Source organism: Pseudomonas sp. GW823-FHT02C05 (assembly GCF_058797595.1).
In genome coordinates this window covers 144,364-168,097 of the sequence record NZ_JBXAJU010000002.1, presented here as the reverse complement: position 1 = coordinate 168,097, position 23,734 = coordinate 144,364, and the positions used below count along the sequence as shown (strand labels likewise).

The 23,734-nt window shown below is 63.8% G+C and carries 19 protein-coding genes; 9 read left to right on the top strand and 10 right to left on the bottom strand.

The features are described from left to right. The first annotated feature begins 20 nt into the window (after nt 1–20). From AC1RGE_RS11720 to AC1RGE_RS11700, 5 genes are all read left to right on the top strand, one after another. Entirely contained in the window at nt 21–737 is a 717-nt protein-coding gene (locus AC1RGE_RS11720; protein WP_011059227.1) for an ABC transporter permease, read from the top strand. Between the two features lie 24 nt (nt 738–761). Then, complete coding sequence (locus AC1RGE_RS11715; RefSeq protein WP_072443008.1) at nt 762–1,655, top strand: glycine betaine ABC transporter substrate-binding protein; 894 nt, start codon at nt 762–764, stop codon at nt 1,653–1,655. 12 nt (nt 1,656–1,667) lie between these two features. Further along, nucleotides 1,668–2,321 carry an ABC transporter permease gene (locus AC1RGE_RS11710; RefSeq protein WP_011059225.1) on the top strand — a complete coding sequence of 218 codons (654 nt, stop codon included), beginning with the start codon at nt 1,668–1,670 and terminating at the stop codon, nt 2,319–2,321. Next, on the top strand, nt 2,318–3,475 hold the full coding sequence (locus AC1RGE_RS11705) for an osmoprotectant ABC transporter ATP-binding protein OsmV (protein ID WP_015634138.1): 1,158 nt from the start codon (nt 2,318–2,320) through the stop codon (nt 3,473–3,475). Before AC1RGE_RS11710 ends, AC1RGE_RS11705 begins: the two co-directional genes overlap by 4 nt. A gap of 678 nt (nt 3,476–4,153) precedes the next feature. Continuing rightward, nucleotides 4,154–5,317 carry a type III PLP-dependent enzyme gene (locus AC1RGE_RS11700; RefSeq protein ID WP_015634137.1) on the top strand — a complete coding sequence of 388 codons (1,164 nt, stop codon included), beginning with the start codon at nt 4,154–4,156 and terminating at the stop codon, nt 5,315–5,317. Between the two features lie 70 nt (nt 5,318–5,387). Here the strand turns inward: AC1RGE_RS11700 and AC1RGE_RS11695 are convergent, their stop codons facing one another. From AC1RGE_RS11695 to AC1RGE_RS11680, 4 genes are read right to left on the bottom strand one after another with little or no spacing between them, the layout of a single operon-like run. Next, the gene (locus tag AC1RGE_RS11695) at nt 5,388–5,666 is read right to left on the bottom strand and encodes a type II toxin-antitoxin system RelE/ParE family toxin (protein WP_072443006.1); all 279 of its coding nucleotides are present in this window, start codon (nt 5,664–5,666) and stop codon (nt 5,388–5,390) included. Then, the gene (locus AC1RGE_RS11690) at nt 5,663–5,926 is read right to left on the bottom strand and encodes a CopG family ribbon-helix-helix protein (protein ID WP_047283908.1); all 264 of its coding nucleotides are present in this window, start codon (nt 5,924–5,926) and stop codon (nt 5,663–5,665) included. The genes AC1RGE_RS11695 and AC1RGE_RS11690 overlap by 4 nt, the downstream gene beginning before the upstream one ends. A 55-nt stretch (nt 5,927–5,981) precedes the next feature. Continuing rightward, nucleotides 5,982–6,767, bottom strand: coding sequence for a tetratricopeptide repeat protein (locus AC1RGE_RS11685; protein ID WP_065364618.1), 786 nt, complete (start codon nt 6,765–6,767; stop codon nt 5,982–5,984). Between the two features lie 3 nt (nt 6,768–6,770). Further along, nucleotides 6,771–7,451, bottom strand: a complete 681-nt coding sequence (locus tag AC1RGE_RS11680) for a Fe2+-dependent dioxygenase (RefSeq protein ID WP_011059221.1) — start codon at nt 7,449–7,451, stop codon at nt 6,771–6,773. A gap of 208 nt (nt 7,452–7,659) precedes the next feature. Here AC1RGE_RS11680 and AC1RGE_RS11675 point away from each other — a divergent pair, with 208 nt between their 5' ends. Continuing rightward, nucleotides 7,660–9,966: a TonB-dependent receptor gene (locus tag AC1RGE_RS11675; RefSeq protein ID WP_072443001.1), complete on the top strand. Its 2,307-nt coding sequence runs from the start codon at nt 7,660–7,662 to the stop codon at nt 9,964–9,966. Nucleotides 9,967–10,121: 155 nt separating this feature from the next. Further along, nucleotides 10,122–12,653: a PepSY domain-containing protein gene (locus AC1RGE_RS11670; protein ID WP_492584338.1), complete on the top strand. Its 2,532-nt coding sequence runs from the start codon at nt 10,122–10,124 to the stop codon at nt 12,651–12,653. Nucleotides 12,654–12,815: 162 nt separating this feature from the next. Here the strand turns inward: AC1RGE_RS11670 and AC1RGE_RS11665 are convergent, their stop codons facing one another. The 4 genes from AC1RGE_RS11665 to ptsP all read right to left on the bottom strand — a co-directional run bounded on the left by AC1RGE_RS11665 (nt 12,816) and on the right by ptsP (nt 20,249). Further along, on the bottom strand, nt 12,816–14,357 hold the full coding sequence (locus tag AC1RGE_RS11665) for an alkaline phosphatase D family protein (RefSeq protein WP_077933342.1): 1,542 nt from the start codon (nt 14,355–14,357) through the stop codon (nt 12,816–12,818). Between the two features lie 332 nt (nt 14,358–14,689). Next, nucleotides 14,690–16,435 carry a PTS fructose-like transporter subunit IIB gene (locus tag AC1RGE_RS11660; protein ID WP_019095651.1) on the bottom strand — a complete coding sequence of 582 codons (1,746 nt, stop codon included), beginning with the start codon at nt 16,433–16,435 and terminating at the stop codon, nt 14,690–14,692. Between the two features lie 11 nt (nt 16,436–16,446). After that, entirely contained in the window at nt 16,447–17,388 is a 942-nt protein-coding gene (gene pfkB / locus AC1RGE_RS11655; protein ID WP_011059216.1) for a 1-phosphofructokinase, read from the bottom strand. After that, complete coding sequence (gene ptsP, locus AC1RGE_RS11650; RefSeq protein ID WP_492584336.1) at nt 17,388–20,249, bottom strand: phosphoenolpyruvate--protein phosphotransferase; 2,862 nt, start codon at nt 20,247–20,249, stop codon at nt 17,388–17,390. The genes pfkB and ptsP overlap by 1 nt, the downstream gene beginning before the upstream one ends. A gap of 301 nt (nt 20,250–20,550) precedes the next feature. Here ptsP and cra point away from each other — a divergent pair, with 301 nt between their 5' ends. Next, nucleotides 20,551–21,546, top strand: coding sequence for a catabolite repressor/activator (gene cra, locus AC1RGE_RS11645; RefSeq protein ID WP_011059214.1), 996 nt, complete (start codon nt 20,551–20,553; stop codon nt 21,544–21,546). Nucleotides 21,547–21,549: 3 nt separating this feature from the next. Further along, nucleotides 21,550–22,341, top strand: a complete 792-nt coding sequence (locus AC1RGE_RS11640; protein WP_103289872.1) for a TatD family hydrolase — start codon at nt 21,550–21,552, stop codon at nt 22,339–22,341. Here the strand turns inward: AC1RGE_RS11640 and AC1RGE_RS11635 are convergent. Then, nucleotides 22,327–22,698 (bottom strand): hypothetical protein, encoded by a 372-nt coding sequence (locus AC1RGE_RS11635; RefSeq protein WP_492584334.1) that lies wholly within the window; start codon nt 22,696–22,698, stop codon nt 22,327–22,329. The genes AC1RGE_RS11640 and AC1RGE_RS11635 overlap by 15 nt on opposite strands. Before the next feature lie 196 nt (nt 22,699–22,894). Then, the gene (locus tag AC1RGE_RS11630) at nt 22,895–23,599 is read right to left on the bottom strand and encodes a methyl-accepting chemotaxis protein (RefSeq protein ID WP_404940408.1); all 705 of its coding nucleotides are present in this window, start codon (nt 23,597–23,599) and stop codon (nt 22,895–22,897) included. Between the last annotated feature and the right edge of the window lie 135 nt (nt 23,600–23,734).

The following is a 23,734-nucleotide window of genomic DNA, read 5'->3' as shown; positions in this document are numbered from 1 at the left end:
GACAAAAAAGGAGTCCGCCTGTGGCTATTCGCTATGGCAAAGGGCTGATAGGAGGCGCTGCGGTAATCGCCCTCCTGGCCCTGCTGGTCCACTGGATCGGCATCACTACGATCGAACACTACCGCGACGATCTGTTGTTCTACCTGCAAGCTCATCTGTTCCTGGTCCTGGCTTCAATGCTAGCCGCGCTGGTGGTGGGGATCCCCGCTGGCATCGTCCTCAGCCGCCCGAGCATGGTCGGACGCGCCGAACGCTTCATGCAAGTGTTCAACATCGGTAACACCGTCCCTCCCCTGGCCGTCCTGGCCATCGCTCTGGGGATCCTCGGCATCGGCAGTGGCCCGGCCATTTTCGCGCTGTTCCTCGCCTCCCTGCTGCCCATCGTGCGCAACACCTATGAAGGCCTGAAGAACGTCCAGGGCTCCCTCAAGGAGGCCGCGGTCGGCATCGGCATGACGCCACGCCAGGTGCTGTGGAAAGTCGAATTGCCCAATGCCGTGCCGATCATCATCGGCGGCGTGCGGGTGGCCCTGGCGATCAACGTCGGCACCGCGCCCCTGGCCTTCCTGATCGGCGCCAACAGCCTGGGCAGCCTGATTTTCCCCGGCATCGCCCTGAACAATCAGCCGCAACTGCTGCTCGGCGCCGCCTGCACCGCGCTGCTGGCCTTGCTCCTCGATGGCCTGGTGACCCTGGCCAGCCGACTTTGGCTGGAACGTGGTCTGCGCCCGTCTTAAGCCCGTCAGAGCCAAGGAACCGACATGAAGAAATTAAGCCTGATACTCGGCTGCGCCCTGCTTTTCAGCACATTGGCCCACGCCGTGGAAAAACCGCTGATCCGCATCGGCGCCCGGGTCTTCACCGAACAGACCCTGCTGGCGGAGATCACCTCCCAGTACTTGCGCAGCAAGGGCTACGACACCCGCGTCACCGGGGGCCTGGGCAGCAACCTGGCCCGCAGTGCCCAGGAAAGTGGCCAGTTGGACCTGATCTGGGAATACACCGGAGTCTCGCTGGTGGCCTACAACCACATCGACGAGAAACTCGACAGCGAACAGTCCTACGCCCGGGTGAAAGAACTCGATGCGAAAAAAGGCCTGGTCTGGCTGTCACCGTCCAAGTTCAGCAATACCTATGCCCTGGCGCTGCCAGAGAACGTGGCCAAGGAACATCCGCAGATCAATAGCATCAGCGACCTGACCCTGGCCCTGGCCGAAAACACCAAGGAAAACCGCCTGGTGGCCCTGGACACCGAGTTCGCCAACCGCTCCGACGGCATGGCCGGGATGGTCAAGCTCTATGACATGGCCCTGACCCGCAAGAACACCCGGCAGATGGACGCCGGCCTGGTCTACACCGCCCTGCGCAATGGCCAGGTGTTTGCCGGTCTGGTGTACACCACCGACGGGCGCCTCAACGCCTTCAAGCTCAAACTGCTGGAAGACGACAAGCACTACTTCCCGGACTACACCGCAGCGCCCGTGGTGCGCCAGGTCTATCTCGACGCCCACCCGCAACTGGCCACCGACCTCAAGCCACTGGCAGCCCTGTTCGACGACGAAACCATGCGCCAGTTGAATGCGCGGGTCGATGTCGACCATGAAAGCCCATCCGCCGTGGCCGCAGATTTCCTGCGCCAGCACCCGATCAATTAAAGAGGAGAAGACATGGAATTCCTGAACGCCTTTTCCCATCTCGATTGGGCCCAGGTCCTGCACCTGACCTGGCAGCACATCACCCTGGTGGGCATCGCCGTCACCCTGGCCATCGTCTTCGGTGTGCCCCTGGGCGTGCTGATGACCCGCTTCCCGACCCTTGCCGGCCCACTGCAGGCCAGCGCCACCGTGCTGCTGACCATTCCGTCCATCGCCCTGTTCGGCCTGCTGCTGCCGTTCTACTCCAAGTTCGGCCAGGGCCTGGGCCCGCTGCCGGCTATCACCGCGGTGTTCCTCTATTCTCTGCTGCCGATCATGCGCAACACCTACCTGGCGCTGACCGGCGTCGAACCGGGCATTCGTGAAGCCGCCCGCGGCATCGGCATGACCTTCGGCCAGCGCCTGCGCATGGTCGAGTTGCCGATCGCGGTGCCGGTGATCCTCGCCGGGGTACGCACCGCCGTGGTGATGAACATCGGCGTCATGACCATCGCCGCCACCATCGGCGCGGGCGGCCTGGGCGTACTCATTCTTGCTTCCATCAGCCGCAGCGACATGTCGATGCTGATCGTCGGCGCCGTGCTGGTCAGTCTCCTGGCCATCTTCGCCGACCTGCTTCTGCAATGGCTGCAACGCTCGCTGACTCCAAAAGGACTCCTGAAATGATCGAACTTCAAAACCTGACCAAGACCTTTCGCAGCAACGGCAAGGATGTCAAAGCCGTCGACTCGGTAAGCCTGACCGTCAATGAAGGCGAGATCTGCGTGTTCCTCGGGCCCTCCGGCTGCGGCAAGAGCACCACGCTGAAAATGATCAACCGCCTGATCATGCCCACCTCGGGCAAGGTGCTGATCAATGGCGAGGACACCACCGATCTCGACGAAGTGACCCTGCGCCGCAACATCGGCTACGTGATCCAGCAGATCGGCCTGTTCCCCAACATGACCATCGAGGAAAACATCGTGGTAGTGCCACGCCTGCTGGGCTGGGACAAGCAGAAATGCCACGACCGGGCCCGCGAGCTGATGAGCATGATCAAGCTCGAACCCAAGCAGTACCTGCATCGCTACCCACGGGAACTGTCCGGTGGCCAGCAACAGCGCATCGGGGTGATCCGCGCCCTGGCGGCGGACGCCCCGCTGCTGCTGATGGACGAACCCTTCGGCGCGGTGGACCCGATCAACCGCGAGATGATTCAGAATGAATTCTTCGAGATGCAGCGGGCGCTGAACAAGACCGTGATCATGGTCAGCCATGACATCGACGAAGCCATCAAGCTGGGGGACAAGATCGCCATCTTCCGTGCCGGCAAGTTGCTGCAGATCGATCACCCCGACACCCTGCTGGCGCACCCGGCGGACGACTTCGTCAGCAACTTCGTCGGCCAGGACAGCACCTTGAAACGCCTGTTGCTGGTCAAGGCCGAAGACGCCGCGGACAACGCCCCGTCGGTCAGCCCGGAAACCCCGGTAGCCGACGCCCTGGAACTGATGGACGAACACGACCGGCGCTATGTGGTGGTGACCTGTGCCGAGAACAAGGCTCTGGGTTATGTACGTCGTCGCGACCTGCACCGTCAGACCGGCACCTGCGCCCAGTTCCTGCGAGAGTTCAACGCTACAGCCGCCTACGACGAACACCTGCGGATTCTTCTGTCGCGCATGTACGAGTTCAACCGCTCGTGGCTGCCGGTGATGGATGCCGAGCGGGTGTTCCTGGGCGAGGTGACTCAGGAATCCATCGCCGCCTACCTGAGCTCCGGGCGTTCGCGGGGGATGAAGACCAATATCGTCTCGCCGGCTGAAACAGTGGTCGCCTGATCAATAAATAGCCAATAACCAACCTGTGGCGAGGGCGCTTGCTCCCGCGGGACCGTGAAGCGGCCCCTCTTTGCAAAAAGAATGGGGCTGCTGCGCATCCGGCGCGAGCAAGCGCCCTCGCCACCAGGTGTTTTTGGCCCACCCACACGCCGGAAAAAAATATCAACAGCCGCCCCGGTCAGAGCTGTCCGGCGCCCTCCTCCGAAACAGCCAAAATCCCCCTCAAACCGCCCTCTCGCCGCTAACGTCGCCGATGTTGACGCTTTCATACTTCCCAGCTACTTGGCACGCAAAAGCGTCGAACGTGCAGGTATTTTTAACACTCGAGAATTCTTCGGGAACATCTGTCCGTCATCTGTGTCGGCTACAAAGAGAGGTGTCGATAACGCACGTCAGACAAGTGCAAAAACGCGACATTTTTTGTTGATCTCAGCCCCCTCACCGCCTAAAGTTCGCGCCGAACGTCCATGCTGGAAACGATCCATCCGGCTCAAGTACTGACGACGAGACAGCAAGGCCAAGGGCAGATTTCCCATGGCCTTTTTGCTTTCGGCGACATGCCTTGGGAAGTAGGCGAACCAAAGTGGGGATACGGAGGACGTTCACAAGGCACTGTCATCAATGACATGTCCTTAAACCCATTGATTACCAACGTTTGCCAGTAGGAGTTCCCAACGCATGTCGATTAACGTCGAAGACTATTTCGCGCGCGAAACCTTTCAGAAAATGAAGTCTTTCGCCGACCAGCAAGAAACCCCGTTCGTGGTCATCGACACCCAGATGATCTCCCAGGCCTACGACGACCTGCGCGCCGGTTTCGAATTCGCCAAGGTCTACTACGCGGTCAAGGCCAACCCGGCCGTCGAGATCATCGACCTGCTGCACGAAAAAGGCTCCAGCTTCGACATCGCTTCGATCTACGAGCTGGACAAGGTGCTGGGCCGCGGCGTCAACCCGGCCAACATCAGCTACGGCAACACCATCAAGAAGTCCAAGGACATCCGCTACTTCTATGACAAGGGAGTGCGCTTGTACGCCACCGACTCCGAGGCCGACCTGCGCAACATCGCCAAGGCCGCACCGGGTTCGAAAGTCTACGTGCGCATTCTCACCGAAGGCTCCACCACCGCCGACTGGCCGCTGTCGCGCAAGTTCGGCTGCCAGACCGACATGGCCATGGACCTGCTGATCCTCGCTCGCGACCTGGGCCTGGTGCCTTACGGTGTGTCGTTCCACGTGGGTTCGCAACAGCGCGACATCAGCGTCTGGGACGCCGCCATTGCCAAGGTCAAGGTGATCTTCGAGCGCCTCAAGGAAGAAGACGGTATCGAGCTGAAGCTGATCAACATGGGTGGCGGCTTCCCGGCCAACTACATCACCCGCACCAACAGCCTGGAAACCTATGCCGAGGAAATCATCCGCTTCCTCAAGGAAGACTTCGGCGACGACCTGCCGGAAATCATCCTCGAGCCAGGCCGTTCGCTGATCGCCAACGCCGGCATCCTGGTCAGCGAAGTAGTACTGGTGGCGCGCAAATCCCGCACCGCCGTCGAGCGCTGGGTGTACACCGACGTGGGCAAGTTCTCCGGCCTGATCGAAACCATGGACGAGTCCATCAAGTTCCCGATCTGGACCGAGAAGAAAGGTGAAGTGGAAGAAGTGGTGATCGCCGGCCCGACCTGCGACAGCGCCGACATCATGTACGAGAACTACAAGTACGGCCTGCCACTGAACCTGGCCATCGGCGACCGCCTGTACTGGCTGTCCACCGGCGCCTACACCACCAGCTACAGCGCGGTGGAATTCAACGGCTTCCCGCCGCTGAAGGCCTTCTACGTTTAAAGACGGCAGCTAGCTGCAAGAAAAAGCCCATGACTTGTCATGGGCTTTTTTGTGCGCGCGGTTCAGTGATTCAACGATCTTCCCGGACATGCCAAATACGCAGGATGGACAAGGCCATGCCTTGAATCTCATAACGCATCTCGTAATGCCCCACCAGCAATCGTCGAACATCCCTCGGCTTGAATTCCTCCAACTGCTCTCCCAATCGAGGGTTAGATAGAAGAGCATCTGGAGCCTGCACCAGCGATTGCACGGTCCGAGCAGCAGTAGAACGATTGGCCTGGGCGAGAAACTCAAAAAGCCGAGCCAGATCGGATAGGGCCTTGCTCGTCCATTTCAGCTGTCTCATTTTGGTAAGGGCAGAGGGTTGTCGCCAGACAGACTCTGCGCCCAAGCCAACACTGACTGATGATCGACAACCCTTCCAGCATCGACATCTGCCAAGGCCTCAAGCGTCAGTCGACGGCGCTCTTCTTCCTGGTCAACCCAGGCCACCAACGCCTGCTTCACGACCCAGGCCCGGGAGCGTTCCAGGCGAGAAGCAAGTTGATCGACCTTGTCAGCCAGGTCCAAGGGAATGTGAGCGGTCAGTACTTTTGTCGCGGGCATGAGGCAAGACCTGCATCAGAATGATTAAAAGCGATTAGCTTTGAATCATAGTGATTTAAGACAACACAGCAAGCCGCTCTCCATCCCGTTCGTCACCCAATTGCGCTGCGCGCCGCTGATAGGCCTGGGCCAGGTCGCGAATCTCGGGGTGCGTGGCCTTGAGCAGCGCGGCGCATGCCACCCGGAGGAAATTCAGGTTGCCACCGGCCAGAGCCCGTTGCAGCCACGCCACGGCTTCGTCGATACGCCCGGCATCGGCCAGCACTGCCGCATGGCTGAACTGCCCGCGAAAATCCCCGCCTTCGGCCGAGCGCCGGTACCAGTCCCGCGCCGCTTCAAGGTCGGCCTGGCACACCAGCCCCTCCTCCAGGTAGCGCCCCAGCAGGTTCATCGATTTGGCATGGCCAAGGTCCGCCGCACGACGGTAACAGGCCAGGGCCAAGGCATGGTTCTGCACCACGCCGCGACCGGTGGCCAACAGGTTGGCGTAGTTGTACAGCCCCCAGTCCAGCCCCGCTTCGGCAGCCAGGCGATAGTGCCCGGCCGCGCTGGCGGCATCCGCCGGGCAACCCCAGCCGTGCTCATGGCAGCGCCCGAGCATGTTGCGCGCCATCAGGTGCCCACGTTGTGCGGCGATCTCGAACCAGCGCACCGCCAGGGGTTGATCCTGCTGGATGCCGCGACCGTCGAGGAGGATCTGCCCCAGCAGCGCCTGGGCGTCCAGCAGCCCCTCGGAAGCAGCGGCCAGCACCGCCTGGGCGGCGCGGGCCGGGCTCTCCTCAAGCATGGCGCTCAGTTGCGCGCCGTCGAGGAGCTCCTCGCGACGAAGTTGAAAAGTCACGGCTTACACCTCGACCCAGCGACGCAAAAGGTTGTGGTAGGTGCCGGTCAGGCGGACCAGCGAAGGATGGTCGGGCACGTCCCGGGTCAGCTCCTGGATCGCGCCGTCCATCTCGAACAGCAAGGCGCGCTGGCTATCTTCGCGCACCAGGCTCTGGGTCCAGAAGAATGAGGCGTAGCGAGCGCCCCGGGTCACCGGGTTGACCTTGTGCAGGCTGGTGCCTGGATACAGCACCATGTCCCCCGCCGGCAGCTTGACCCGCTGCAGGCCGAAGGTGTCCTGGATCTCCAGCTCGCCGCCTTCGTAATCCTCGGGGTCGCTGAAGAACAGGGTCGACGACAGGTCCGTACGCACCCGCTCCGGACTGCCCTTGGGCTGGCGCACCGCGTTGTCGATATGAAAATCGAAACTGCCGCCGGCGGTGTAGCAGTTGATCAGCGGCGGAAACACCTTGTGCGGCAAGGCGGCGGACATGAACAGCGGGTTCTGCCACAGGCGATCGAGCATCGCCGCGCCGATCTCCTGGGCCAGCGGGTGGCCTTCCGGCAATTGCAGGTTGTGCTTGGCCTTGGCCGACTGGTAACCGGCGGTGATCTTGCCGTCCGCCCAGTCCGCCTGTTCCAGGGCTTCACGGATGCGCCCGACCTCGTCACGGGTGAACACGCCAGGGATGTGCAGCAACATGGCCAGGTACCTGCAGAGCGAAAGGCCGTCAATGATATTGATTCTTATTGACTGTGTAAAACCCGACAGACGAATGAGAACGCAAAAACCGTAAGGATAAATTGTAAAGAATGTAAATTCAGTGCGAATAGTAATGTTTCGCAATTGATAACAATTGTTTCTTTCCCCTATATTCCGCGGCCTCAAATCCTTGGGGAGGGGAATCACCATGTCACGCCAACAACCACCATCCGCTGTCAGTTCACCACGCCTGCTGGCGTCTGCGATTGGCGTGGCGATTACCGCCGGCTCCGCGGGCCATATGGTCCAGGCCGCGCAAGACACCAACCAGAAGACCTCGGGCAAAGCCATTGCCCTGGATGCCACCAGCATTACCGGTGAGGCCCAGGACAACACCTCTTATCAAGTGGAAAAAGCTTCCTCGCAGAAATACACCGCGCCACTGGTGGATACACCGCGCTCGGTCACTGTGGTTCCGCAGCAAGTCCTCAAGGACACCGCTGCTACCTCCCTGCAAGATGCACTGCGCACGGTACCGGGCATCACCTTCGGTGCCGGCGAAGGTGGCAACCCTCAAGGTGACCGTCCGTTCATTCGTGGTTTCGACGCCCAGGGCGACACCTATCTCGACGGTGTGCGTGACACCGGTGGCCAGAGCCGCGAGATCTTCGACATCGAAACCATTGAAGTGAGCAAAGGTCCGAACTCGGCCTTTGGTGGACGTGGTTCCGCGGGCGGCAGCCTGAACCTGACCAGCAAGATGCCCAAGCAGCAAGACTTCCTCAACGGTGGATTCACCTACGGTTCCGACCAGACCCGGCGCTACACCCTGGACGTCAACCGGCAGTTCCTCGAGGGTGCCGCGTTCCGTCTGAACCTGATGAGCCACGAACAGAATGTGGCTGGCCGCGACGCCGTCAATTACGACCGCTGGGGCGTGGCACCATCGCTGACCTTCGGCCTGGGCACCCCGACCCGGGTCAACCTCAGCTACTACCACATGGAAAGCGACGACCTGCCGGATTCGGGCATTCCCTACGGCTACAGCTCGGCGAGCGCCACGGCCCATGGTCACGACAAGCCCACCGACGGCGGTGACAGCAACAACTTCTACGGCCTGAAGGACCGTGACTTCCGCAAGACCCGCGCGGACATCAGCACCTTCTCCATCGAGCATGACTTGAGCGACACCATGACGCTCAAGAACACTCTGCGTCACGGCAGCACCGGGCAGGACTATGTCCTCACCCAGCCGGACGACAGCAAGTTCAACGTCAACCGCTACGGCACCGTATGGCGTCGCGCCAACAGCCGCGTCTCGACCACGGAAACCACCACCAACCAGACCGATCTGTTTGGCGAATTCCACGCACTGGGCTTCAAGCACAATTACTCCACCGGACTTGAGTTCACGGGCGAAGAAACCCGTGTCAGCAGCTATACCGTCAGCCCCAACAGCAACCCGACCTGTACCGCGAACAAAGTGGGCAACAGCGGCGGCAGCTGCACCTCGCTGGGCAATCCGAACCCGGACGACGCCTGGACCGGCAGCGTTGCACGCAACTACAACGGCACCAACACCAAGGCCACCAGCCGTGCCGCCTACGTCTTCGACACCATCGAGCTGGACCCGCAATGGCTGCTGAACGTCGGCTTGCGCTACGACACCTTCGACACCGTTGCCAACACCAACGCGGTCCCCACTGCCACGGTCAAGGCCAGAAGCAAGCTCAAAGACGACAGCCAGTTCTGGAACTGGCAGGCCGGCCTGGTCTGGAAACCGACCGACAACGGCAGTGTCTACGCCTCCTACGCCACCTCGGCCACCCCGGCCGGCGCCCTGGTGGGTGAAGGTGCCGAGGGCAACCCCCTGGCTGCCGGCGCCAGTACCAGCGACCTGCAACCTGAAGAGACGGTCAACTATGAACTGGGGACCAAGTGGAACGTGCTCAACGACCGCCTGTCCCTCACCGCTGCGGTATTTCGCACCGAGAAGAAAAACACCCGAGTCCTCGTGGACGCACTGACCTACCAGAACGCCGGTGAATCCCGTGTCGACGGCCTGGAACTGGGCGCCAGCGGCAAGATCACCGACAAATGGCAAGTCTTCGCTGGCTACAGCTACCTCAAGAGCGAGCTGGTTGATCCAGGCTTGACCGGTCGTAACGGCGTGATCACCGCAGGTGCGGCCTCGGCCAAAGGCAATGAAATGCCCAACACGCCGAAGAACAGCTTCAGCCTGTGGAGCACCTACGCCATCACCTCGAAACTCACCGTCGGTGGCGGTGCGTTCTACGTCGACGATGTCTACGGCGACACCGGCAACACCGTGTACGTACCGTCCTACACCCGCTACGACGCCATGGCCAGCTACAAGCTGACCAAGAACGTCGACCTGCAGTTGAACGTACAGAACCTGACCGACAAGACCTACTACGACAAGGCTTACGCGTCGCACTTCGCCAACCAGGCGGCCGGCCGTACCGCCCTGATGAGTGCCAACTTCCACTTCTGATCCAACGCAGCCCCTCCTGTGGCCCCGGCCACAGGCAGCCAAGCCCCGCGCATTTCAATGCCTGGGGCTTTTGCGTGTAAGAAAGAATGCTTCTCGACAACCCACGGCATAATGCGCGCCGTGTTTCACCTCTCTGGACGTACAAGGCGGTCGATGTGTTGAAGAAAACCCTGTTCCAGCTGCACTGGTTCTTCGGCATCAGCGCGGGGCTGATCCTGGCCCTGATGGGCATCACCGGGGCGACCGTGTCGTTCCAGGACGAAATCCTGCGCGCCCTCAATCCATCGGTGCTGCAAGTCGACAAGCTCCCCGCCGGGGTACTGCCGCCCGCCGAACTGGTGGAAAAAATCCAGGCCGCCGAAGGCAAGACGGTGTCCATGCTCTGGGTCGAGACCGACAGCGGCAACGCCGCGCGGGTGTTCTTCACCCCGCCGCCGGGGGAACGCCGTGGCCAGATGCGCTACTTCGACCCCTATACCGGCGAGTTCATGGGCGACGCCGTCGGCCAGGACTTCTTCGGCTTCATGCTGCAACTGCACCGCTTCCTGGCCATCGGCGACACCGGCCGCCAGATCACCGGCGCCTGCACCCTGATCCTGATCTTCTTCTGCCTGTCCGGCCTGTACCTGCGCTGGCCGCGCCAGGTCGGCAACTGGCGCGTGTGGCTGACCCTGGACTGGGCCAAGAAAGGCCGCGGCTTCAACTGGGACCTGCACGCGGTGTTCGGCACCTGGTGCCTGCTGTTCTATCTGCTGTTCGCCCTCACCGGCCTGTACTGGTCCTACGATTGGTACAGAGAGGGCCTGACCAAACTGCTCTCCGACGCGCCACACAGTGAACGCCAGCGAGGTGGTCGCGGCGGCCCACCGCCCAAGGGCCCCGCCCCCGTGGCGGACTACAATGCCATGTGGAGCAGTATCTACAGCGCTGCCGGCAAGGACCTCAGCGGCTACAACATCCGCATGCCCGCCGTGGCCGGCCAGCCGGCGACGGTGTTCTACCTGCTGAAGGATTCGCCCCACGATCGAGCGCTGAACCAACTGACCCTGGACCCCGCCACCGGGGTCATCAGCCGTCATGATCGCTACGCCGACAAGAGCTTCAAGTCGCAGTTGCTCACTAGCGTCTACGCACTGCACGTGGGCAGCTACTTCGGCCTGGTGGGGCGCATCCTGCTGACCCTGGCCTCCTTGACCATGCCGCTGTTCTTCGTCACCGGCTGGCTGCTGTACCTGGACCGGCGCCGCAAAAAGCGCCAGATCAAGAACGCTCGCCAAGGCCTGGAAAGCGCCGCCGACGATGGCTCGGCGTGGCTGATCGGTTTCGCCAGCCAAAGCGGCTTTGCCGAACAATTGGCCTGGCAGACTGCCGGGCAATTGCAAGCTGCCGGGGTCAGCGCCAGGGTCCAGTCGCTGGCCAGCCTCAGCGAGCAGGATCTGCGCAGCGCCCAACGCGCGCTGTTCGTAGTCAGCACCTTCGGCGACGGTGAAGCCCCGGACAGCGCGCGGGGCTTCGAACGCAAACTGCTGGGCCGCGAGCTGCCGCTCGCAGGTTTGCAGTACGCCGTGCTCGGCCTGGGTGACCGCCAGTACCAGCACTTCTGCGGCTTTGCCCGACGTCTGCACGACTGGCTGTCGAACCAGGGCGGCAGCACCCTGTTCGCCCCCATCGAGGTGGACAGCGGCGACAGCTACGCCCTGCGCCACTGGCAGCAGCAACTGGGCCAACTCACCGGGCATGCCCCGGTAGACCTGTGGCAGGCCCCGGCCTTCGACAACTGGACCCTGAAGAGCCGTACCCTGCTCAACCCCGACAGCAGCGGCTCCGGGGTCTACCTGCTGCAACTGCTGGCCCCCAGCGCCAGCAGCTGGCTGGCTGGCGACCTGGTGGAAGTCATGCCGCGCAACAGCCCGTGGCTGGTCGAATACTTCCTCGACGGCCTGGGGCTTTCCGGCGAGGCCAGGGTCCAGCTCGACGGCCTGGAAGAGAGCCTGGAACAAGCCTTGGGCAGCCGCCAGCTACCAGAAAACCGCACCCACCTGGTGGGCCTGCACGCCCAGGCCCTGGTGGATGCCCTGGTGCCCCTGAGCATGCGCGAATACTCCATCGCCTCGATTGCCGCCGACGGTTGCCTGGAGCTGCTGGTACGCCAGGAACGCCACGCCGACGGCAGCCTGGGGATCGGTTCCGGCTGGCTCACTGAGCATGCTGCGGTGGGTTCGAGCATCAGCCTGCGGGTGCGGCGCAACAGCGGCTTCCACCTGCCGGCCGAACCTTGCCCGCTGATTCTGCTGGGCAACGGCACCGGGCTGGCGGGCTTGCGCAGCCTGCTCAAGGCCCGCATCGCCGAGGGCCAGCAACGCAACTGGCTGATCTTTGGCGAGCGCAATGCCGAGCATGATTTCTACTTCAAGGATGAACTGCAGGAATGGCGCACCCGGGGCGACCTGAGCCGCCTGGACCTGGCGTTCTCCCGGGACCAGGCCGAGAAGATCTACGTCCAGGACCGCCTGCGCCAGGCGGCGGACGAGCTGAAAAAATGGCTGGACGATGGCGCCGCGATCTACATCTGCGGCAGCTTGCAGGGCATGGCGTCGGGAGTGGACCAGGTACTCAACGAACTGCTGGGAGCAGACCACGTCGAACGCCTGATCGAAGAGGGCCGCTACCGCCGCGACGTTTACTGAGGCGTCAGACGCTTCGCCGGCAAGCCGGCTCCTACATCAATCGTGCCGCACCCTCCGTAGGAGCTGGCTTGCCAGCGAAGGCGCCCTTCAGAACAGCGCAAGGCTCAAGGGCCTCTTCGCCGGCAAGCCGGCTCCTACGGGACGGGGCGTTGGCGGGGATGGTTACGCCGGTTGCAGGTTGTGCTCGTACACCGCCACGCCATCCAGGTCCCGCAGGATCACCTTCAGCTCCGCCGTTTGCCCATCGATCTGCACTTCGCCAAAGAACTGGAAGCCGGCAAAGGGTGAAGTGTTCTGCGCTGGCGGCGCCTTCTGGAACACCACTTCCGGGCCGAAGGTCTTGTCCAGCACATTGGGCCCAAAACTCCCGGCGTTCAGGGGGCCGGCGACAAACTCCCAGAACGGCTCGAAATCCTGGAACGCCGCCCGATCCGGGTGGTAGTGGTGGGCCGCGCAATAGTGCACGTCCGCCGTCAGCCACACATGGTTGCGCACCTGATGCTTGCGCAAATACGCCAGCAGCTCCGCAATCTCCAGCTCGCGGCCCTGGGCCGAGCCCGGGTCGCCGTTGGCGATCGCTTCCCAGCGCGCCACCCCGGGGCTGACTTCGCCATCGGGCACGCCCAGGCCAATGGGCATGTCCGCCGCCACCACTTTCCACTGGGCCGAGGAGTCCTTGAGCTCACGCTTCAGCCAATCCAGTTGCTCGCGGCCGAGGAAAGGTTTCTCGCCGCCGAGGTTGTCATCGTTGGGGCCGCGATAGCTGCGCATGTCCAGCACGAACACATCCAGCAACGGCCCATAGCTGAGCTTGCGATAGATGCGCCCGCCGCCATCGGCGCTCTGCCGGCGCATGGGCGAATACTCCAGCCAGGCCTGGCGCGCGCGGCCCACCAGGGTCTGGATGTCCTTGACCACGTAACGTTCGTCCAGCTGCTTGCTCGGCGACCAGTTATTGACCACCTCATGGTCGTCCCACTGCCAGATCTGCGGCACCTCGGCGTTGAAGCGGCGCAGGTTTTCGTCCATCAGGTTGTAGCGGTAGTTGCCCCGGTATTCGTCGAGGGTCTCGGCCACTTTGCTCTTGGCCTCGGTGGTGAGGTTGCGCCAGATGCGCCCGTCTTCCACGGTCAACTGCGCCGGCACCGGGCCGTCGGCGTAGATGGTGTCGCCGCTGTGGATAAAGAAGTCCGGCAGGCGCAGGCGCATTGCCTCGTAGATGCGCATGCCGCCGATATCCGGGTTGATGCCGAAGCCCTGCCCTACCGTGTCGCCGCTCCAGACAAAACGGATGTCCCGGCGTTGCGAAGGCGCACTGCGCAAATGGCCGAACCAGGGCTCGCTGGCCGCGCCGGACTGGGCATCCTCGAAGGTCACCCGATAGAAGATCGCCTGATTGGCCGGCAGCCCGGTCAACTCCACCCGCGCCGTGAAGTCGGTGCGGGCATCGGCCAGGGGCGAAACAGAGCGCCGGGGGTTGCTGAACATGCTTCGCGTGTCCCACTCCACCACCATCCGCGCCGGACGATCGCTGCGGCTCCAGATCATCGCCTTATCCCCCAGCAGATCCCCGGACTGCACCCCGTCGGTGAGCTGCGGCCGATCCTTGACCGAAGCGATCACCGCGGGCGCCAGGCTCGGCATCAACAGCCCCGCCCCGGCGATTTGCATGATCCGACGACGGCCGAGGTTGAACTCGCTCATGGTGACTCCCTGACAATGGTCAAAAAGCACACCTTAGACAGTGGGGATGAAGGGGGTGTGACAAGGAGCTGAAGGCCGTAATGCAGATAGGTCGTTCTCAACCTGCGGCAGCGGCTACACGAAGCCAGGTAATCCCTGTAGCCGCTGCTGAGCCTGCGAAGCTGCGAAAAGGACCGAAGGGCCTTGCTTGGCGATTTCCCGACGAACCTCGGGCAGGTTTGGAATCGCTGCGTCTCCTGCGACGGACTGCCGCCCAGAGCGTTCGCAGCCTGCGGCAGCGGCTACAACGGGTGCCGTTGCGGGATTGCGCCGCAACGGATGTGCCGTGGAGGTCAGGCCGCCTTGGCCGGTTCCAGGGCCAGTTCGACGGTCTCTGGTCGTTTCACCAGCGCATAGACCACCGCCGTCAGCAGGCTGCCCGCGACAATCGCCAGCAGGTACAGCAGGGCGTGGTTGATGGCATTCGGGATCAGCATGACGAACAGGCCGCCGTGGGGCGCCATCAGTTTGCAGCCGAAGTACATCGACAAAGCCCCGGTCAGGGCGCCGCCGGCGATGCTCGCCGGGATCACTCGCAACGGGTCCTTGGCGGCAAACGGGATTGCGCCTTCGGAGATAAAGCACAGACCCAATACCAGGGCGGCCTTGCCGGCTTCGCGTTCGGTCTGGGCAAATTTGCGTCGGGCAATGAAGGTAGCAATGCCCAGGCCAATGGGCGGTACCATGCCCGCCGCCATGGTCGCGGCCATCGGTGCATAGCTCTGGGACGCCAGCAGCCCTACCGAGAACGCATAGGCCGCCTTGTTGATCGGCCCGCCCAGGTCGACGCACATCATGCCGCCAAGCAGTACTCCCAGCAGAATCGCGTTGGTGGTACCCATGCTGTCGAGGAAGTGGGTCAGGGCTTCGAGCATGCCCGCCACGGGTTTGCCCACCACGTAGATCATCACCAGCCCGGTGAACAGGCTGGCCAGCAGCGGGATGATCAGGATAGGTTTCAGCGCCTCCAGGCTTTGCGGCAAGCGCGCATATTTATTGATCGCCTTGGCCGCATAACCGGCGAGGAAGCCGGCGACGATGCCGCCGATAAAACCCGCACCCAGGGTGCTGGCGAGCATGCCACCGATCATTCCCGGCGCCAGGCCTGGGCGGTCGGCGATGGAGTAGGCGATGTAACCCGCCAGCAGCGGCACCATCAGCTTGAAGGCGGTCTCGCCGCCGATCTGCATCAAGGCCGCGGCCAGGGTGCCCTCCTCCTTGAAGGCGGTGATGCCGAAGACGAAGGACAGGGCAATCATCAAACCGCCCGCCACCACCATCGGCAGCATGAACGACACCCCGGTCAGCAGGTGTTTGTAGACCCCGGTCTTTTCCTGTTTGGCCGGTGTCTGGGCGCCTGCTGTGGAGGACTCCAGCCGGCCCTCGGCCAGGGCCTTGTTCAGGGTCGCCTCGGACTGTTTCAGGGCCACGCCGGTGCCGCAGCGATAAATGCGCTTGCCGGCAAAACGCTCGGTGGGCACTTCGATGTCCGCCGCCAGCAGCACCACGTCGGCCTCGGCAATGGCTTGGGCGCTCAGCGGATTGCGCGCGCCCACCGAGCCCTGGGTTTCCACTTGCAGGTCGTAGCCCAGGCGCTTGGCGGTTTGCTGCAGGGCCTCGGCGGCCATGAAGGTGTGAGCCACGCCAGTCGGGCAGGCAGTGATCGCTACCAGCCGCGGGGCGCGTTTGCCTGTTTCGAGCACCGGCTCGGCACTGGCCTCGGTGGCGACATGGACCTGGGCCTCTTCAGCGCCGCGACGCAGCACTGCATCGACATCCTGCAGGGCCTGGGACGGGCTGCTGCGGTACACCCGCTTGCCGACAAAACGCGACATATCCACAGGCCCGGTGCTGACCACCAGCACCCACTCGGCGGCCTCAATGGTGGCCGCCGAGAGTTGGCGTTCCGGGTGCGTTTCATCGTGCACTTCGACGCTGGTGCTCCAGCCCTGGCGCTGCGCCGCGGCGTCCAGCAGGCGGGCGCAGAGCACGCTGGTGACCATGCCGTTGGGGCAGGCGGTAACTATGGCTAACTTCATGGGCAACCCTCTTATTGTTCTAGGAGGGGATGCACGCGCACCCCCTGCTCCAGCCGGGCCAGTTGCACCCTGTCGCTGATGCCGAAACCGATCTGGGTCACGGCCATGGCGGCAATCGCCGTGGCGGTGCGCAGGGTCTGTTCAAACGGCTGGGCGCTGAGCAGGCCGTGGAGCATGCCCGCCAGCAGCGAGTCGCCGGCGCCTACGGTGCTGACCACGCGGACCTTGGGCGGCAAGGCTTGCAGGGACGGCGCGGCGCTGAACCAGTTGACCCCCTCGGCGCCGTGGGAAATCACCACATGCTCGACGCCCTGGGCGTGCAACTGGCGCGCAGCCTCGGCCTGCCCGGCCACTGAAACCACCGGGCTGCCCAAGGCGTCCGCCAGCTCTTCGGTGTTGGGCTTGACCAGCCAGGGGCCTGCCGCCAGGCCGGCGCGCAAGGCGGCGCCGCTGGTGTCGAGGGCGACTTTAAGACCGAGGTTTTTCAAACGCAGCAGCAGGGCCTGGAACCATTCGGGGCTGACCCCGCGCGGCAGGCTGCCGGCCACCACCACCGCGTCATGCCCGGGAGCGATCTGTTCCAGGCGTTCAAGCAGGGCCTGTTGCGCGGCTTCACTGACCTCGGGCCCAGGGCCGTTGATGTCGGTAATGCGCCCGTCGCTTTCGGCCAGCTTGATGTTGCTGCGGGTGTCCCCGGGCACACGGATAAAGGCGTCGACAAACCCGCGCTGGGCAAACAACGCGTCAAACGCCTGTGGATTGTTTTCCCCGAGAAAGCCGCTGACGGTCAGTTGATGGCCGAGGTCAGCCAGCACCTGGGCCACATTCACGCCCTTGCCGGCGGCGTGGGTGTACATGGCGTCGCTGCGGTTGACCTGCCCTGTGTCCAGGCGCGCCAGCTGCACCGTCAGGTCCAGCGCCGGGTTGAGGGTCAGGGTAAGAATCTTCGCCATTACATGGCCTCCACTAGGGCGCGCACTTCGTTGGCGCTGCCGACGGCCAGGGCCTGTTGAGCAAGGGTTTGTGCCTGGGCCAGGCGCAGTTCGCGGATCCGCGCCTTGACCTCGGCGATGCTGCGTCCGGAGACGCTGAGTTCATCCACCCCCAGGCCCACCAGCACCGGCACCGCCAGCGGGTCGGCCGCCAGCTCGCCGCAGACCCCGACCCACTTGCCGTGGGCGTGGGCGGCACGCACGGTGATGTTGATCAGTTGCAACACTGCCGGGTGCAGGCCATCGGCCTGGGCGGAAAGGGTCGGGTGGCCACGATCGATGGCCAGGGTGTACTGGGTCAGGTCGTTGGTGCCGATGCTGAAGAAGTCCACTTCCTTGGCCAGCACCGGCGCCAGCAGGGCGGCGGACGGCACTTCGATCATGATCCCCAGTTGCAGGTCGGCCACGGGGATTTCCCGGCGCAGGCGCTCGGTCATGTCCCGGGCCTGGCGCCACTCTTCGACGCTGCCGACCATGGGGAACATGATCCGCAGCGGGCGGTTGTCCGCCGAGCGCAGCAAGGCGCGCAATTGCGCTTCCATGATCAGTGGCCGTTGCAGGGTCAGGCGGATGCCGCGCACGCCGAGGAAGGGGTTTTCTTCCTTGGCGATGGGCCAGTAAGGCAGCGGTTTGTCGCCGCCCACATCCAGGGTGCGCACCACCAGCGGACGCCCGGCGAGGCCGTCGAGTACACGGCGGTATTCGGCTTCCTGGGTGGCTTCGTCCGGGGCCTGGGGATGGGCCATGAAGATCAGTTCGGTGCGCAGCAGGCCGATGCCCTCGGCGCCGTTTTCCACGGCGGCGGCGACACCGGCGCTTTCACCGATATTGGCGAACACCTCGACCGCGTGACCATCGGCGGTATGGGCCAGTTGATGGCGTTGTTCGGCGGCCGCCTTGAGCCGTTGCTCGCGGTTGTCGCGCTCCTCGGCGGCCCGCTGCAGGGTGTGGCTATCGGCGTCGACATGCAGGCGACCGCGCTGGCCGTCCAGCAGCAAGGACGTGCCGGACTTGATCAGCAGCACGCTGGCCCCCGCGCCCACCAGGGCCGGAATCCCCAGGGCCCGGGCGACGATGGCGCTGTGGGCGGTGGCGCCGCCGCGGGCGGTGAGAATGCCGGCGACCCGGGTCGGATCGAGGCGTGCGACGTCCGAGGGACCGACTTCGTCCATCACCAGGATGTAGGGCTGGTCCGGCTCGGCCGGGGTTTCAATGCCGCACAGTTGCGCCAGCACCCGGCGGCCGATGTCCCGCAGGTCGGCGGCGCGCTCGGCGAGCAAGGCGTCCTGCAGGGCTTCCTGCTGTTTGGCGGCGCTTTCGATCACGGTCATCCACGCCGCTTCGGCGCTTTCGCCCTGCTTGAGGCGGGTGTCCACTTCATCGCTCAGTTCGGGGTCGTCTAGCATTTCCTGATGGGTGATGAAGATTTCGCGGATGGCCTTGGCCTGGCTGCGCTGGATCAGCCCCTGGATGTCCTCGCGGACCTCGGCCAGGGCCTGCTGCAAGCGCTGGCGCTCGATGGCGGTGGACTCGCCCCGCAGTGGGTAATCGATACTTTGCTGGACCTGGATATGGGCCGGGCCGATGGCGATGCCGGGCGCAGCGGCGATGGCCTGGATCAGGCTGCCGGAGGCCGGGGCGCTGAGCGGCTCGACGACCTCTTGTGGCGCTTGCCGAGGCGTGCTGACAGCCGGCAATGGCTCGACCTCTTCGCCCAGGCCCTCTTCGATGGCTGCCAGTAACGCGGGCAAGGCATCGGCGGCAATGCTGGGTTCAGCGATCAGTTCCAGTACCTGGCCACGTCGGGCCCCGAGGCTCAGCAGCTTGCTCAGGCTTTTGACCGAGACCGCAGAATCCTTGCCATCGACGATGCGGATGCGGATCTCGCCTTCAAAGTTTTTTGCCAGTTGCGCCAGCACCTTGGCCGGGCGCGCATGCAGGCCGTGGGCGTTGGCCAGGGCGATACGGGCGCTGGGCCAGTCCGCCGGCAACTCACCGCCGAGCACTTCCAGCACCGCGCGGCTGCTGGTGGCGCGGCCCAATTCCTGGCCACGGCCTTCGATCAGCAGCGCACACAGGCGCTCCAGCAGGGCCTGGTGGGCTTCCCCCAGGCTGGCCAGGCAGAACAGGCCACTGAGGGGCTGGCCCAGGTAGCGGATGGGCTTGTCCGGGGTGACGAACGCCAGCCCCGGGCGCAGCACGGTCTGCTCGCTATGCAGCCACCACAGGCCGTCACCCAGGGGCAGCGCCTCCACCTGTTGCAGCACCGCGGCAAAGCCGTTGCTCACGCACTCGGCCTGGCGCAGCAGGCGAGCGCCGCGCCAGACCAGCTCTTCGAAATCTTCCGCCGCCACACCGAGGCCGATCATCTGTGCGTCCAGCGCCAGTTCCTGGGGTGCGCCCTGCAACAGCTTGAGCAGGGCCTGGGGGGAGCTGGCGCGACGCAGGGCCTGGCCCAGGTCGGTTTCACCCAGGGCGCGGGTCAGGAGTTGCAGGAGTCGCAAGTGCTCGTCGGATTTGGCCGCGATGCCGATGGCCAGGTAGACGATCTGCCCGTCGCCCCAATCCACGCCGTCGGGAAACTGCAGCAGGCGCACGCCGGTGGCAAAGACCTGGTCGCGGGTTTCCGGGGTGCCGTGGGGAATGGCGATGCCTTGGCCAAGAAAGGTCGAGCCCTGGGCTTCGCGGGCCTGGAGACCAGCCAGGTAACCCTCGGCCACCAGGCCGTCCGCCACCAGTTTGTCGGCCAGCAAGTGCAGCGCCGCGGACTTATCCACAGCCGACTGGCCCATGGATATCTGCTCTACAGTGAGCTCGAGCATGGCTTCTCCTATTTAGCGCGGCAGGGGGCGGCGCTAGGTATTGTTTTAAGTAAGCAGCGTAGGCGTCTTTACTGCCACAAACGGGACTCGGTGCCTGGCAGGGGCGTTTTCCGTTCGGGCTTGGGCCTAGAAAATACGCTTGCTGAAACGTTTAATCTAGCAAGTTTGGTACGTTACTCCATAATCTCGAGCGCTTGAAGTCCTTCTGGTCGATTGCCGGTTCCGACGTTGGTCGCCTGCCCAGATCAGGTAGGATTGGCGAAAATATCGGGGCAAGCACCAAAAACAAGGAAATCCCGGGTTGAAACTCAGTGATATCGCTCGCCTGGCCGGTGTGTCTGTGACCACCGCCAGTTACGTCATCAACGGCAAGGCCGAACAACAACGCATCAGCAACGCCACCGTGGAACGGGTGCGGGCGGTGGTGGAAGAACACGGCTTTACGCCCAACCCCCAGGCGGCCGGCTTGCGCAGCCGGCACACCCGTACCTTGGGTTTCATTCTCCCGGACCTGGAGAACCCCAGCTACGCACGCATCGCCAAGCTGCTGGAGCAAGGCGCCCGGGCCCGAGGGTATCAGCTGCTGATCGCCAGTTCCGACGACGCTCCGGACAGCGAGCGACAATTGCTCCAGCTGTTCCGCGCCCGGCGTTGCGACGCGCTATTCGTCGCCAGCTGCCTGCCGCCGGAAGACGACAGCTACCAGCAGTTGCAGGCCCAGGGCCTGCCGATCATCGCCATCGACCGGGTGATGCCGCCCGAGCTGTTCTGCTCGGTGATCAGCGATGACCTGCAAGCCAGCCTGCACCTGACCCAGAGCCTGCTTGAGCCTGAGCCCAAGCAGATCGTGCTGATCGGCGCGCGCCCGGAACTGAGCATCAGCCAGGAGCGTGCCGCCGGTTTCCGCCAGGCCCTCGAGGGTTTCGGCGGCGAGGTGCTGATCGAGCACGGCGAAGCCTTCAGTCGCGATTGCGGCCGCCAGCTGATGGAGGAATTGCTGCAGCGCCTGGGCCATCTGCCAGACGCCCTGGTGACCACCTCCTATGTCCTGCTGCAAGGGGTATTCGATGCCTTGCACGACTTCCCGCTGAAATCCCGGCCACTGCGCCTGGGCACCTTTGGCGACACCCAGTTGCTGGATTTCCTGCCGCTGCCGGTCAATGCCATGGCCCAGCAGCATCAACTGATCGCCGAAAAAGCCCTGCAACTGGCCCTGGCGGCGATTGAAGAAGCGCATTACCAGCCTGGCGTTCAGGCCATCGCGCGGACCTTCAAACAGCGTATCCAACAGGGCTGAACCGTGGAGCTGATCGACAGCCACACCCATCTGGATTTTCCGGATTTCGACGACGACCGTGAGGCGCTGCTGGCGGACAGCCGCGCCCGGGGAGTCTCGCGAATGGTGGTGCTGGGGGTCTATCAGGCCAATTGGCAGCGGGTCTGGGACCTGGTGCAGAACGATGCCAGGTTATACGCGGCCTTTGGCCTGCACCCGGTGTACCTGGACGATCACCGCCCGGAACATCTCCAGCAACTGGGTGACTGGCTGACCCGGCTGGCAGGGCACCCGCAAGTGTGCGCGGTGGGCGAGATCGGCCTGGACTACTTTCTTGCGCACCTGGATCGCGAGCGCCAACAGGCACTCTTCGAAGCGCAATTGCAGCTGGCGGCAGATTTCCAGTTGCCCGCCCTGCTTCATGTCCGGCGCAGCCACGCGGCGGTGATCGCCAGCCTGAAGCGCTTCAAGCTCAAGCGTGGCGGCATTATCCACGCCTTCGCCGGCAGCCGCGAGGAAGCCCGGGAATACCTCAAGCTGGGGTTCAAGCTGGGTCTGGGGGGCGCCGCGACCTGGCCCCAGGCCCTGCGCCTGCGCAAGGTGATCGCCGAGCTGCCGCTGCACGCCCTGGTGCTGGAAACCGACTCGCCGGACATGGCGCCTGCCATGTTTCCCGGCCAGCGCAACAGCCCGCAGCATTTGCCGGCCATCTGCGCCGCCCTGGCAGAGATCATCGGCATCACCTCCGAGCAACTGGCCAGCGCCAGCACCCGCAACGCCTGCGAACTGTTCGGCTGGTCTTCAGCCGGCCTGTAGCTGCAACGGTCGGCGCTGGCGCCGGCGGGCAGCCATCATCACCAACAGGTAGCTCACCAGCATCAATGCCGAAACGCTCAGTTGCTGAGCCAGGCTTACCAGCCCGACCCACTCCAGCACCAGCGTCACCAATATCACCGTGGCACAGAGCACGATCATGGTCGCGCGCAGGGTGGCCAGCGAACCCAGAGACCTGAGGCGCTTGATCTGTTCGGGGCAATTGAGCTTCAGCGGTTTGTGGCAATGGTTGCAGTTGAAGGCTTCCTGCAACGCCATGGCATTGAGTTGCCAGGGTTCGAGTTCAAGGAGGGTCTGGCAATGGGCGCAACGGCCCTGGATTCCAGAAGTGGCAGTCATCAACGTATTTCCTCAGGGCCATGCAAGGCACATGGCCAACTGGTCGAACAGCCTGCGGGATCACCGGGGCTGAAAAATCAGACGCGCAGGAAAACAGGAAACACGCGACAAACAAAGCATTCATTTACTACCGATTGTATGCAAAGCAGCGAAGCCCCTGGTTTCCGGGGCCTCGCCGAGAGCCGGTGCACGTTGCTCAGACGCGGAAAGCGCCGATCAATTGCTTCAGTTGCACCACCTGGGCCGACAACTGCCGGCTGGCATCTTCGGTCTGGTGCGCGCCCTCGGCAGTGCGCTCACCGGCACGATTGATCTCGACGATGTTCTGGTCGATGTCGTGGGCCACCGCGGTCTGCTGCTCCACGGCCGCGGCGATTTGCTGGTTCTGATCGACGATCATGCCTACCGCCCCAAGGATATTTTCCAACGCCTGCTGGACCTTTTCCGACTGGTCCACCGTACCGTTGGCCATGGCGTGGCTGCTGCCCATGGCCTTGACCGCCGCGCTGACGCCACCGTGGAGCTTGCCGATCATGTCCTCGATCTCCTCGGTGGACTGCTGGGTGCGTTTGGCCAGGGTCCGCACTTCATCGGCCACCACCGCAAAGCCCCGCCCCTGCTCACCGGCGCGCGCCGCCTCGATGGCCGCGTTGAGGGCCAGCAGGTTGGTCTGCTCGGCGATGCTCTTGATCACCTCCAGGACCCGGCTGATGGACTGGCTGTCGCTGGCCAGCTGGTTGATCACCAGCACCGACTGGTCGATCTCGCTGGCCAGCCGGGCGATGCTGCCCTGCTGGGATTCCACCAGCCCGCGGCCGCTGATGGTTTCGTCATTCACGCTGTGGGCGCTGCTGACCGCCGCCGCGGCGCTGCGAGCCACTTCCTGGGAGGTGGCGGACATCTGGTTCATCGCCGTGGCCACTTGCTCGATCTGGGTGCGCTGGCCAGCCACGGCCTGATTGCTCTGGGCCGATACACTCTGCACTTGCCCGGCCTGGCGTTCCACCTCACTGACGGTGTGGCCAACCCGCTCGAT